This is a genomic window from Ornithinimicrobium sp. F0845 (assembly GCF_023015765.1).
Lineage (GTDB): Bacteria > Actinomycetota > Actinomycetes > Actinomycetales > Dermatophilaceae > Ornithinicoccus.
The window spans coordinates 11,653-24,517 of sequence record NZ_JALKAL010000004.1; the positions used below are offsets into that span (position 1 = coordinate 11,653).

9 protein-coding genes and 2 tRNA genes are annotated in these 12,865 nt (G+C 68.5%); 8 read left to right on the plus strand and 3 right to left on the minus strand.

The genetic code is table 11. The features are described from left to right. The first annotated feature begins 110 nt into the window (after positions 1-110). Both MWU75_RS07470 and MWU75_RS07475 read left to right on the plus strand, forming a co-directional pair. Positions 111-1,931 (plus strand): phosphoenolpyruvate carboxykinase (GTP), encoded by a 1,821-nt coding sequence (locus MWU75_RS07470; protein ID WP_247089328.1) that lies wholly within the window; start codon positions 111-113, stop codon positions 1,929-1,931. Next, positions 1,928-3,115, plus strand: coding sequence for a glycosyltransferase (locus MWU75_RS07475; RefSeq protein ID WP_247089330.1), 1,188 nt, complete (start codon positions 1,928-1,930; stop codon positions 3,113-3,115). The genes MWU75_RS07470 and MWU75_RS07475 overlap by 4 nt, the downstream gene beginning before the upstream one ends. Positions 3,116-3,335: 220 nt before the next feature. Here the strand turns inward: MWU75_RS07475 and MWU75_RS07480 are convergent. Beyond that, positions 3,336-3,426: transfer RNA gene (locus tag MWU75_RS07480), tRNA-Ser, on the minus strand. 169 nt (positions 3,427-3,595) lie between these two features. Here MWU75_RS07480 and MWU75_RS07485 point away from each other — a divergent pair. Further along, positions 3,596-5,278 carry an LCP family protein gene (locus MWU75_RS07485; protein WP_247089332.1) on the plus strand — a complete coding sequence of 561 codons (1,683 nt, stop codon included), beginning with the start codon at positions 3,596-3,598 and terminating at the stop codon, positions 5,276-5,278. Positions 5,279-5,385: 107 nt separating this feature from the next. On the opposite strand, the gene MWU75_RS07490 is transcribed toward MWU75_RS07485, so the two are convergent. Then, on the minus strand, positions 5,386-5,817 hold the full coding sequence (locus MWU75_RS07490) for a hypothetical protein (protein ID WP_247089334.1): 432 nt from the start codon (positions 5,815-5,817) through the stop codon (positions 5,386-5,388). Between the two features lie 194 nt (positions 5,818-6,011). Here MWU75_RS07490 and MWU75_RS07495 point away from each other — a divergent pair, with 194 nt between their 5' ends. Next, a complete protein-coding gene (locus MWU75_RS07495) occupies positions 6,012-8,141 on the plus strand; it encodes a hypothetical protein (RefSeq protein ID WP_247089335.1) in 2,130 nt (709 codons plus the stop codon). A gap of 92 nt (positions 8,142-8,233) precedes the next feature. On the opposite strand, the gene MWU75_RS07500 is transcribed toward MWU75_RS07495, so the two are convergent. Further along, complete coding sequence (locus MWU75_RS07500; RefSeq protein ID WP_247089336.1) at positions 8,234-8,437, minus strand: cold-shock protein; 204 nt, start codon at positions 8,435-8,437, stop codon at positions 8,234-8,236. 384 nt (positions 8,438-8,821) lie between these two features. On the opposite strand from MWU75_RS07500, the gene MWU75_RS07505 reads away from it, so the two are divergent. The 4 genes from MWU75_RS07505 (at position 8,822) to MWU75_RS07520 (ending at position 12,845) form a co-directional block, all read left to right on the plus strand. Next, positions 8,822-8,907, plus strand: a tRNA-Ser gene (locus tag MWU75_RS07505). 73 nt (positions 8,908-8,980) lie between these two features. Beyond that, positions 8,981-10,183 (plus strand): aminotransferase class I/II-fold pyridoxal phosphate-dependent enzyme, encoded by a 1,203-nt coding sequence (locus MWU75_RS07510; protein WP_247089337.1) that lies wholly within the window; start codon positions 8,981-8,983, stop codon positions 10,181-10,183. 76 nt (positions 10,184-10,259) lie between these two features. After that, positions 10,260-10,619, plus strand: a complete 360-nt coding sequence (locus MWU75_RS07515) for a hypothetical protein (protein WP_247089338.1) — start codon at positions 10,260-10,262, stop codon at positions 10,617-10,619. A gap of 153 nt (positions 10,620-10,772) precedes the next feature. Continuing rightward, entirely contained in the window at positions 10,773-12,845 is a 2,073-nt protein-coding gene (locus tag MWU75_RS07520) for a hypothetical protein (protein WP_247089339.1), read from the plus strand. Positions 12,846-12,865 lie beyond the last annotated feature (20 nt).

Here is a 12,865-nt window from a genome sequence, read left to right on the forward strand (position 1 = left end):
CCGACCTCACGCCGCACAGCCCCCGGTCGCACCTGACTCCGTCCCCGCCCGGCGCTAGGTTGGGAAGCCAGGGACTGGCAGCGTGGCCAGCGAGCACCAGGAGCGAAGCGATGACGACGATCAGCACACACGGGACCACCCGGCATACTGAACTGGCGGAGTGGGTCACCCAGGTGGCGGAGCACACGACCCCGGCCGAGGTGGTCTGGGTGACGGGCAGCGACGAGGAGAGCCGGGCGCTCAACGCCCAGCTCGTGGAGGCCGGGACCTTCGTGCCGCTGGCCGAGGACAAGAAGCCCAACTCCTTCTACTGCGCCTCCGACCCCGACGACGTCGCCCGCGTGGAGGACCGCACCTACATCTGCTCGGAGCGAGAGCGGGACGCCGGCCACACCAACAACTGGATGGCCCCCGCGGAGATGAAGGGCATCCTCAACGACCTGTTCGCGGGCTCGATGGCCGGCCGCACGATGTATGTCATCCCTTTCGTCATGGGGCACCTCGAAGCCGACCAGCCGATGTTCGGCGTCGAGATCACCGACAGCGCCTATGTCGTGGCCTCCATGCGCATCATGGCCCGCATCGGTGCCCCGGTGCTCGCCAAGATGGAGGAGCTGCAGGCCGACTACGTCAAGGGGCTGCACTCCGTCGGTGCACCGCTGGCCGAGGGCGAGGCAGATGTCCCATGGCCGTGCAACGAGACGAAATACATCGTCCACTTCCCGGAGGAGCGGGCCATCTGGTCCTACGGCTCCGGCTACGGCGGCAACGCGCTGCTCGGCAAGAAGTGCTACGCCCTGCGGATCGCCTCCGCGATCGCCCGCGACGAGGGCTGGATGGCCGAGCACATGCTCATCCTCAAGCTCACCAACCCCGAGGGCGCGGTCCACTACATCGCGGCGGCGTTCCCCTCGGCCTGCGGCAAGACCAACCTGGCGATGCTGCAGACCACCCTGCCCGGGTGGAAGGCCGAGACCGTCGGCGACGACATCGCGTGGATGCGCTTCGGCCAGGACGGCCGGCTGTATGCCGTGAACCCCGAGTTCGGCCTGTTCGGCGTCGCGCCGGGCACCGGCTACGGCACCAACCCCAACGCGATGCACACCATCGAGCGCGGCAACTCGGTCTTCACCAACGTCGCGCGCACCGACGACGGCGACGTCTGGTGGGAGGGGATGACCGACGAGGAGCCCGCGCACCTCATCGACTGGCACGGCAACGACTGGACGCCCGAGGACGGCGAGGCCGGCACCAAGGCCGCCCACCCCAACAGCCGGTTCTGCACGCCCATCGAGCAGTGCCCGAGCCTGGCGCCGGAGTATCACGAGCCCAACGGCGTCCCGATCTCGGCGATCCTCTTCGGCGGCCGGCGCAAGACCACCGTCCCGCTCGTGACCGAGGCCCGCACGTGGCAGCACGGCACGTTCTTCGGCGCGACCCTGTCCTCGGAGACCACGGCCGCCGCCACGGGCGCGGTCGGTGTGGTGCGCCGCGACCCGATGGCGATGCTGCCGTTCATCGGCTTCAACGCCGGGGACTACCTGGGCCACTGGCTCGACGTCGGCAAGCAGCACGACGAGTCCAAGATGCCCAGGATCTTCCTGGTCAACTGGTTCCGGCGGGACGCCGACGGCGGCTTCGCGTGGCCCGGCTTCGGCGAGAACACCCGCGTGCTGAAGTGGGTCATCGACCGGCTCGAGGACAAGGTCGGCGCGCAGGAGACACCGATCGGCCTGGTGCCGCACGCCGACGACCTGGACGTGAGCGGGCTCGACCTGACGCGCGAGCAGCTCGAGGCCGCGCTGGCCGTCGACCCGGCGGAGTGGCGTGAGGAGCTCCCGCTGATCCGCGAGTGGTTCGACAAGTTCGGCGACTCGCTGCCCCAACAGCTCGAGGACGAGCTCAGCGCCCTGGCGCAACGGCTCGAGTGACCTCGGGTCCGGCGCCGTCCGTCGCCATCGCCCACGACTACCTGACCCAGCGCGGCGGCGCGGAGCGGGTCGTGCTGGCGATGGCGCGGGCGTTCCCGGGCGCCCGGATCTACACCACGCTCTACGACCCCGACGGCACCTACCCCGAGTTCGCCGACCTCGACATCGTCGTCTCCCCGCTCAACCGGGTCGGCCCGCTGCGGCGCCATCACCGGCTCGCCCTGCCGCTCCTGGCGCCGGCGTCCTCCCGCCTGGAGATTCCCGAGGACGTCGTCGTGGCCTCCTCCAGCGGCTGGGCGCACGGCTTCCGCGCCCGCGGCCCCAAGCTCGTCTACTGCCACTCCCCGGCCCGCTGGCTCTACCTGACGCGGGAGTATGCCGGCAGCGGGGTCCGCGGACGCCTCACCTCCGCGGTAGCCGGGACCCTGCGGGCGCCGCTGGTCCGTTGGGACCGCCGGGCGGCGGCCAGCGCCGACCGCTATCTGGCCAACTCGACGGTGGTGCACGCGCGGATCGCCGACGTCTACGGCCTGGACGCCGACGTCCTGCCCCCGCCGCACGGTGTGTCCGCCGACGGTGCTCGGGACCCGGTGCCCGGCGTCGCCGAGTGGGCGCCGCACGGCTATCACCTGGTCGTCTCCCGGCTCCTGCCCTACAAGAACGTCCAGCAGGTCAGCGCCGCGTTCGCCCGGATGCCCGAGGAACCGCTCCTGGTCATTGGCGCGGGACCGTTGCGCGACCAGCTCGTCACGGCCGCCACGCCCAACGTCCGGTTCGTCCAGGACCTCACCGACGCCCAGCTGCGGTGGGCGTATGCCGGGGCGACCGCCCTGATCGCCGCCTCCCTGGAGGACTTCGGCCTCACCCCGCTGGAGGCCGGCGCTTTCGGCAAGCCGGTGCTGGCGCTGCGCGACGGCGGCTATCTGGACACCGTCGACGAGGGCCGCACGGGTCTCTTCTTCGAGAGGTCCGAGCCGGAGCAGATCGTCGACGCGGTCCGGGCCGCACAGGACCGGGCGTGGGACCAGCAGGCGATCCGCGACCACGTGGCGACCTTCGCGGAGCCGCGCTTCCGTGCCCGGCTGCGCGAGGCCGTGGCCGAGCTTCTCCCGATCGACGCGCAGGCGACATTCAGGAAGCGGTGGCAGGATGCTCCGGACTATTTTTCTGAGGAGAACCCATGACCGACCAGCTGTCCCTCTCGCGTGCCCGGGTCGCGGCGTGATCGAGGAACGCCGGCTCACGGCATACCGCGAACCCGGCGGGATCGGGGAGAGCCGGCCCACGACATACTGCCAACCCGGCCGGATCGGGGAGAGCCGGCCCACGGCGTACGAGAAAGACCCCCGGCTGACCGGGGGTCCTGCTCAACTGCTGGGGCGTGCCGGGTGCGACACGCTGCGGCGGAGGCGGAGGGATTTGAACCCTCGATGGGGTTGTAGCCCCAAACCCGCTTAGCAGGCGGGCGCCATAGACCAGACTAGGCGACGCCTCCACGTCCCACCGGGAGTCACCTGCCGCGGAACGGCTGTCAGGTTACCCGCGGTGGGGTGGCTTCTCCAAACCACTGGTGGACACCACAGACTGGTGGGCGCGCCCGCTGAAACCTCCAGACGATCCCCGGTCGTCTGTTAGACAATGACGAGACATCGTGGAAGGCACGCATGACCTACGACAACCACCCCGACGGTGAGGCCCCGCACCGTCGGACCCGGCCCGACGCTGCTCAGCGTCCGGGTCAGCGTCGGCGTGCGTCCGATGAGGCCGTGGCCCACCCCACCCGCGCTGCGCGCCTGGCTGCCCAGACCAACGAGGGCGTCGGGAGGGCCTACGGTCTGACAGCGCTGGGGACGCTGCTGCCGGGGGCCGGACTGATCGCGACCCGGCGTCGGCTCATCGGGGTGCCCCTGCTGCTGCTCGCGCTGGGCACGGGTGTCGCCGCGCTGTACTACCTGGTCAGGAACGGGGCCTTCCGCTCCGCCCTCGACCTGGCTGCGCGCCCCGACCTGCTGCGCGTCCTGGCCGTGGTGCTCGCCGTCGGTGGTGTCATCTGGATCTCCTCGGTCGTGCTGACCGCGCTCACCGCCCGGCCGCGTCGGATGACCGGTGGGCAGCGCGTGGGGCTGACTGCCTTCACCGGTGTCATGTGCCTGCTGATCGCCGCGCCCACCGCGCTGGGGCTGCGCTACATCGACGCGCACAACAACGCCGTCGAGCACATCTTCACCGGCGCCTCGGACCGCCCGCCGAACGAGGGGGTCCCCTCCGTCGGCCCGGCCGTGGGCGAGACCGACCCGTGGGCCGACGTGCCGCGCGTCAACGTGCTGCTGCTGGGGTCCGACGCCGCCGACGAGCGCGAGGGGGTGCGCACCGACTCGATGATGGTCGCCAGCATCGACACCGCCAGCGGCGACATGGTCCTGTTCGGGATCCCGCGCAACCTGCAGAAGGTGCCGATCCCGACCAACAGTCCGCTCTACAAGCGCTACGGCGACTCCTTCGACTGCGGCAACGAGTGCCTGATGAACGCCATCTGGACAGCGGCCGAGAACCTCCACGAGGAGAACCCCGGGTGGTTCGCCGGCGACCCGAACCCGGGCCAGACCGCCACCCGACAGGTCATCTCCACCGTCATCGGCCAGCCGATCCACTACACCGTGATCATCGACCTGGACGGCTTCGAGGCCCTGGTGGACGCGATGGGCGGCGTCGACATCACCGTGCAGGAGCGGGTGCCGATCGGCGGACGCACCTACACCGACGCCAACGGCGGCATCCGCCTGGTCGAGGGCAGCGAGTCCGGCTGGATCGAGCTCGGTCCGCAGCACCTGAGCGGCAAGGAAGCACTGTGGTACTCCCGGTCCCGGGTCACCTCGGACGACTTCTCCCGGATGCGCCGCCAGCGCTGCGTCGTCGGTGCCCTGGTCGACCAGGTCAACCCGTTGACGCTGCTGCAGCGCTATCCCGCGATCGCCTCAGCGGCCGGTGACCACATCACCGCAGACATCGACCAGACCGAGCTCCCCGCCTGGGCCGAGCTCGTGGAGCGCGTGCAGGGCGGGACCATGCGGAGCCTGCCGTTCACCTCGAAGAACACCAACACGGTCGACCCGGACTACACCGCGATCCGCCGAGAGGTCTACCTGGCGCTCCACCCCGAGCCCACCCCGTCCGTCGAGGCCAGTAGCGACGACGCAGGCGAGACCACCGCCGCGCCGACAACCGAGCAGCCCACCACCGAGGAGCCGACGACCGAGGAGCCCACCGGCGCCGAGACCCCGACCGACGACGCGGAGGAGACGACGGAGCCCACCGACGAGCTCGCCGAGCTCGGCACCGTCTGCTGATCTCCGGCTCACCGGAAACGGCGGTGCGGCCCACCCTCTCCGAGGGTGGGCCGCACCAGGTGAGGCGCCTGACCGTGCGGGCGGCTCGCGAACGGCCCGCACGGTGTTCAGCACTTGCGTGACATGTAGCCCTGCGAAGCCCACGGGCGAATGTCGAGAACGAACTGCGAGCACAGTCCCTTCTTGGCGTACTGCTTTGCGATCCACGCGTGGACCTTGATCGACATGGTCAGGACCGGTCGGATCACCGTGGGAACCCACTTCGGCACCTTGATGAGCGATCCGGCACCCATGGCCTTCGTCTCGGCCTTTGAGAGCTTGACCACGCAGCGACCGTTCTTGCACTCGCCCGAGACGGTGGGCACGGAGTCGAACGCGCCTTCCACAACCGCCGATGAGAGAGCCGACGGAGCGTGACGCTGACCCGCCGCGGCGGCCGGCGTGACTGCGGAAGACGGGGCCACGGCAAGGCCCAGCATGAGGGCAACCGTTGCGAACAGCACGGTCAACGCCCGGAACTTGGAAAGGGTGGTAGTCATCTGACCTTCTCCGATCTGTCAGGAGCGAAGCCCGCTCCGGCTGGTGTGCGAACGTCCGATGTGTTCGTTCGTATCTAGAGTGTGCTCTTCAGGTCTATGCAGTGTCAAGTGGTCGTCTGAAATATATTTCAGATCAGCAGATGTTGATGCAGGCCACTTGCAGAGTTTCAAGCCGCCTCCTAGAGTGTCGAGACGTGACACAACTGATCAACCCGCACAGCAGAGGTCTCGCGGTGACGGTGCCTGATGTCTCGACCACCCAGGGCAACTCGCGGGAAGCGACGACAGCCCGGATCGCGAGGAACGTCGCGGCACTGTTCGGGGTCGCCGTCCCAGATGCACCTCACCCGGGGGCCCCCTGGCTCTGCGACTACAACGACGTCACGAACGTGGACATCGGCAGTGGCTCACCGCCCGGGTGGGGCGCGCTGGACAGGGGTCGTCGGCCCGACGGCCGTGAGGACTCGGGCGTCGTCTCACCAGCCACGCTCAGCCAGTTCGGACCGGACTCCAAGGCGGCCCTTGTGCTGCACGGCGCCAACGCCCTGCTCCGCGATGTCTTCGAGACCATGGGGGAGGTCGTGCGCATGACAAGCCTTTGCGATGACGGCTACCCCCTGGCCGACCCCAGCCGGCTCAGCATCTGGGCGTCGCTTCAGCTCGACGCATTCGAGGCTCAGCCGCTCCTCACTGTCGCCGCGTACCGGGCTCGAGCGATCCAGCGAGCAGTCACCGCCAACTGGCGGCCTGTCGTCGATACGCCTCCCAGGCTGCCCCCTCAAGAGGCCAAGCGCACCCCCGAGTTCCAGATGGCCGGAGCGGAAAAGGACGTCCCCTCGCGGCCTGTCGAGACAGAACTCAACGTCGTCGATGGCGTCATGAGGGTCGTCGACCCCGTGACCGAGGGAGACGGTGAGATGAGCAACCAGCTCCTCATCGAGGAAACGGTGGGGCGCATGCTCTCGCACATCACCAACGGGTTGGCCGATGCCAGCTATGCCCGGATTGCCGCCGGTCCGGACGGCAACCGACGACTCGACGTGGTCGTCAACAGAGCGAGTGTCCTGGGGGCCTTCTTCGATGCGAATCTCCGCGTCTACAACGAGATCGAGCCACTCGTGCAGGACAAGGTGCCGACACGTCTGGCATCAGGCACCTCAGCCTCCGTCCGGGTTCCTTTCGACCCGGAGTCACTGCCCCACTGGCTGAGGCTCCTGCCGCGCATTCCCTCAGCCTTCGAGTTGATGCACGCCCGCCCGGTCGTGCGCTTGGCCACCATCCGCGCCCTGGGCGGTCTGCTCCGGGCCCTCCGCAGCAGTTCCCTGACCATGCCTGATGAGATTCTGCAAGAGTGTCGCGCCCGAGCACTCGCTCTCGCCGAAGTCTCGGAGGCCGTGCTGGGCGCTGAGCACGAGGAGAGCGTCATCCGGCGGATCTACTATCACGAACTCTTGTGGCCAGCCGTTCGCATCGGGCGCGCTGCGCCCGCCGACCACCCCCGCGGGGCGCAGGCTGTCGCACAGGCCGTAGTCGACGACTGCAGCGATCTCTTCGGCCGGATGGATACGTTCCCGGCGGGTGAGTGGCTCCCGGTCATGGACCAGGTGTCTGGGACGTTGTCAATCGCGATTCGGAACCTGCAACGGAGTGATCCGAAGCGCGCCAAAGGTCTGGCCGACCAACAGTTCACCCGGTGGCTCGAGAGTTTCCAAAGGCTCGGTGTGGACGTCATGAAGGACGACCTCGACCACCTCCTCAGGCGATGCGACGGACTGGCTACACCTCTGCACGATTGGGTTGCCGTCGCGACCCGTGGAGATCGTCCCCTCGAAGTCCGGATCCGTGGCATCGAGGTCGGGCACAGAGTGACCCTCCCCCTGCGCAAGAGACTCGCCGAGATCAGGCGTCACGATCGGCCCTATCGCTTGACGCTGCAGGTCCTAGGTCGGGCACTCTCCGACATCCTGCAGGAGGACCTGGAGCATGAGGTGGCCACCACCTACGCGGCATACCTCCTCGAGATCGAGGATCAACTTGCCAGCACAAGCCGTTGTCGGCAGTTGCTGAGCGTGGTCTTCGACGACCCGGGGACCCAACCGCTTGCATCACAATTCGGCACGAGTGACGCGATCACGATGCTGTCTCTCGCGGACGTGGCGCTGCGCAATCAAGAGCTGTCGCCCCATGAGGCGAATGCCGACCGGACCCGGGACGCGCTGCGAGTAGCCCAGTTCATCATGTCCCGAGCAGACGAGACCGTTGCGAGTGACCTCTCCGAGCGACTCCTGAGTCTGGAGCAGAGATGGTCGCGGGCGACGGCCTGACGCACAACCGCAGACACGACGAGACCCCCGAGTCGAATCGACTCGGGGGCCTCGTTCAGGCTTAGGTGCTGAGTGTCAGCTCCTGGTCAGCCTCAGACCGGGCGGACGGACTCCGCCTGCGGGCCCTTCGGGCTCTGCGTGACCTCGAACTCGACCCGCTGGGCCTCCTCGAGGGACTTGTAGCCGTTGGTCTCGATGGCCGAGTAGTGGACGAACACGTCCGGGCCACCGCCATCCTGCGCGATGAAGCCGAAGCCCTTTTCCGCGTTGAACCACTTCACGGTTCCCTGTGCCATGGGACATTCTCTCTCTGCTGTGCGAACAACCCCCGCACCTCGCGGGGGCCGGTCCAGGTGAAACCCCCCACTACCGGGACCATGCCCGACCTGCTGACCATCTGTCCTGCCCTACGGCGTGACCCATGCTCGACCTGCGAGGAACTGCAACTGCAACCACACAAACGGTAGCAGCATCCGGCGTAAATGTCGCATCCCGCAATCGGGCTCGCTGTGGATATCTGCGCAGGTAGGCGCCGTCTTGACCCGCGGGAACGAAGTCTTGGGCCCGCTGCGACCCACCCTTTGTCGCCGGCCGGGGCCGAGGACACGACGGCGGCGCTCTTGGGTGGCGTCGGCGGGAGTGGGACAATAGCGGTCGGGCCCGGCCGAGGCGGGGCCCCTGGAGGGTTCGCATAGTGGCCGAGTGCAGGCGCCTTGAAAGCGCCCGACGGAAACGTCCGTGGGTTCAAATCCCACACCCTCCGCCATGAGAAGTTCCGGCATTTGCGCTGGTCAGAGGCACCCTGGCGACAGCCGCATCGCGGTCGCTAGCCTGGCCTCATGACCGTGACGAACCCCCTGGAGCAGCTGACCGAGCAGGAGCTCCGCGCGCAGCGGACCAGCGTCAAGTGGCGCGCGTTCCCCCCGGACGTCCTGCCACTCTGGGTCGCTGAGCAGGACTCTGTCCTGGCCGAGCCCGTCATCACCGCCGTCGTCGACGCGATGCGCCGCAGCGACGCCGGTTATGTCGCCACCGGACAGGAGTATGCCGAGGCGCTGGCTTCGTTTGCCACCGACCGGTGGGGCTGGCACGGGTTGGACATCGCCCACACCGCGATCGTGCCGGACGTGATGATCGGTGTCACCGAGATGCTGCGGCTGATCACGCTGCCGGGTGACAACGTCGTCGTGAACTGCCCGGTCTACCCGCCGTTCTACAGCTTCGTCCGGAGCATGCACCGCAACATCGTCGAGGCACCGCTCACGACCGACCACCGGATCGACCTTGAGAACCTGTCCCGCGCCTTCGCCGCGGCCACCACGGGAGGCAAGGGCGCGGCATACTTGCTGTGCAGTCCACACAATCCGACCGGCACGCTGCACACCGCCGCCGAGCTCGAGGCCGTCGCCGCCCTCGCCGAGGAGTTCGGCGTGCGGGTCATCGCCGACGAGATCCACGCGCCGCTGGTGTATCCGGGACACACCTTCGTGCCGTACCTCAGCGTGCCGGGTGGCGAGCGCGGCCTGTCCCTGATGTCGGCCTCGAAGGGCTGGAACCTCGCCGGGCTCAAGAGCGCCTTGGCCATCGCCGGACCCGAGGCTGCCAAGGACCTGGCGCGGCTGCCGGAGGAGGTCGGACACGGGGCGAGCCACCTGGCGGTGATGGCGCACATCGCGGCCTACCGCGACGGCGGGATGTGGCTGGACGCCCTCATCGAGGGACTGGACGGCAACCGCCACCTGCTCGCCGACCTGCTGGCCGAGCACCTGCCGGCGGTGGGCTATCGCATCCCCGAGGCGACGTACCTGGCGTGGCTCGACTGCCGGGCGCTGGGCATCGAGGACCCCGAGCTAGAGCCGGGGCTGGTGACGATGAGCGTCGGACCCGCCGCGATGTTCGCGGCCGAGGCGAAGGTCGGGCTGAGCGCGGGCACCGCCTTCGGGTCGGGCGGGTCCGGGCACGTGCGCCTCAACATGGCGACCTCCCGGGCGATCCTGACCGAGGCCGTGGAGCGGATGGGTCGAGCGGTCGCGCAGGCCTGAGGTCTGCGTTGGTGCGCCCGCCCCCATCTCGCTAGTGTCGAACGCGACAGCCTGACCACCTGGAAAGGGGCACCTCATGAAGAAGGTGTGGTTCATCATCGGAGCCAGCATCGGCTACATCCTCGGCGCGCGGGCCGGTCGTGAGCGCTACGACCAGATCAGTCGCACCGCGGAGAAGGCCTGGAACAGCGACATGGTCCAGACCCGGGTGGATGACGTGAAGTCCGTCGCTGCCGAGGCGCCCGGCAAGGTCGCGGGCACCCTCGCCGGCTCGGCCAAGGACCTCGCGGGCCAGGCCAAGGCCAAGGTCACCGGCCACGAGACGACCGACCGGCACGGCGACTACGAGAACGCCACCGGCAGCTGGGACGCCAAGACCGGCACGGCCTCGGTCGACGACTCCGGGTTCGGACCCGGCGGCGACAAGCTCCCCTGACCTATTCGTGGGGACGCGCTCGCCCCTCCGCCTGCGCCCCGTAGCCGCGACATAAGGCGCGTATCCTCACTCGCCACGACGAGTGGAGAGCCGAGGGACCGACACATGGCGACGCGTCACCGGTCAACCAAGTTCGCCATAGCAGCGTGCCTGGTGGTCGCGGTCGCTGCGGGCCTGTGGTTCGGCACTCCCCTCCTGCGGCCCAGCACTCATGAGGCCACCTCCGCGGCACAGCCTGCCGGTGGCACTGCGAGTCAGCCATCCCACGATGCAGCTCCCGCGACCGATGCGCCGAGCGAGTCCCCGATCCCCAGCGAGGCGCTCGACGTCACCGAGGACGGCGACGTGCAGGGTGTCGTGGGGTCACAGGGACTCCTCCTGGAGCATCCTCGGGGGGCCGTGTTGGAGTTGGACGCCGGCGACCTTCCCACGGGGACCAGTGTCCGCCTTGCTGCCGTGCAGGCAACCGAGCGCGACCTCGTGGCAGGGCTCCAGCCAGACGGCGTCGTGTGGTCCATCGAGGCCGACTCGCAGCCGCTGGGCCCAGTGTCGTTCAGCATCCCGTTCACCCCCGAGTCAGTCGCCGGGGACGCCGTCCCGTATGTGGCAACCTACGACGAGCTGACTGAGCTATGGCTCCCAGGGGAGACGACGGTTGACGGGAATTGGCTGCACACGGAGCTCGCGAGCTTCTCCCTCAAGACCTGGATCGTCGACAGGCACCAGACGGCCACGGGCTGGGTGAGCTGGTTGGAATATCAGCTCTTCAAGGTGTTGGGGAGCCGTGCCTCCGAGCCCGACTGCTCGGACTCCCCGGCACCGGACTGGGTCCGGGACGTGATCACCGTCGACGACCTCAACACTCAACTCTTCGGATGTGTCAGGGCCCACGGTGACGGCTTTGCCATCGAGGTCACCAACAACCGCGGCTACCCCGTGGACCTGGAGTTGAGCGTGCCGTTCACGGCTGCCGAGCCGGGTCGGGTCCAGGCTGACGTCCAAGGGCTGAGAAGCCTCATCACACATCTGGTGACGGTGACCGGAGGACAGCGCATCCCCCTGGCTCCTCTGGAGTCGGCCGCGGTTGTCTACGCCCCCGTCGCATCGGAGCATGGCATCGTCACGGGACACGTGCGACGCGACGTGACGTCGATGCTGGCTTTCCTCGTGATCGAGGTATCCAGCCGGGCGGGCGTAGACCTGCCACTTCCCGGTGGCCAGAGCCTCGGGCTGTGGAGCCTGGAGTGCTTCGGGAAGGCCTACAACACAACGCGCGACGCGATCGACGGCGACATGGTCAGCGCGGGCAACCAGCTCATCGGTTGTCTCACGTCGACCCTCGAGCATGAGGTCCGGGCTTGGGGCGTCGAGCCGGGCTCCCTGGGGCTGTGGGGCCCCACGGGTCGGCACCCAGCGGGGGTGTCCCGCATGATTGCAGCCCTCCGCGTCCTCAGGGCGCTAGAGGTCACCAGGTGGACATCCATCGTCGCCGACTACATGGTGAATGACGCGACTCCCGAGGCAGACCTCGTCGACATCAGCGTGAGGTGGACGGACGCGCCGATGTGGAGTCTACCCAGCGGGCCGGACAGCGACTGGACAGGGACCTGGACCGGAGATGTGGACCAGCAAGGAGCTGGCCACTACTCGGTGCGAGTGACCTTCCAACGCGTCGGAGGGGAGTATGCCGCGGAGGTCATCTACCCAGAACTCTCGTGCTCAGGGACCTGGTCACAGACCGACCGGTCTGGTGACACCGTCACGTTCCTCGAGAACATCACGCAAGGGCTCCCCCGCTGCGTGGAGGAGGTGGAGATCAGGATCGCGCCCAAGGCCGACGGCACGCTCGAGTACTCGTTTGACAACCCGACAGGAACGGCCAGGCTGAGGCGCTCCACTGAGGTCGCGGCCGACTGGCCGACGGGGCGGAACGACAGCGTCCCAGGTCTCCTCACATGGCTCGGTGCGACTGCTGCCGCCCCGGGCACCCCGGTCGTCGACTTCCCAGACTGGGTGGCCTGCGACAGCGCCCGCACCTGGTGCCTCCTAGGTGGTTCACGGCACCACACCCTGGTGGAGACCACCCCGGGATTCTTGGTGTTGGGCCAGATCGATCCATTCGTCTCCGATCCAGCCAGCGCCCTCACCGGATACGGCGTGAGCGCGAGGGCCGCGGAGGAGATCCTGGCTGGACCCGGCGGGGGCGGAGGTGGGGGTGGTTGGTGAACTCGCGCGGCGACTTCCTC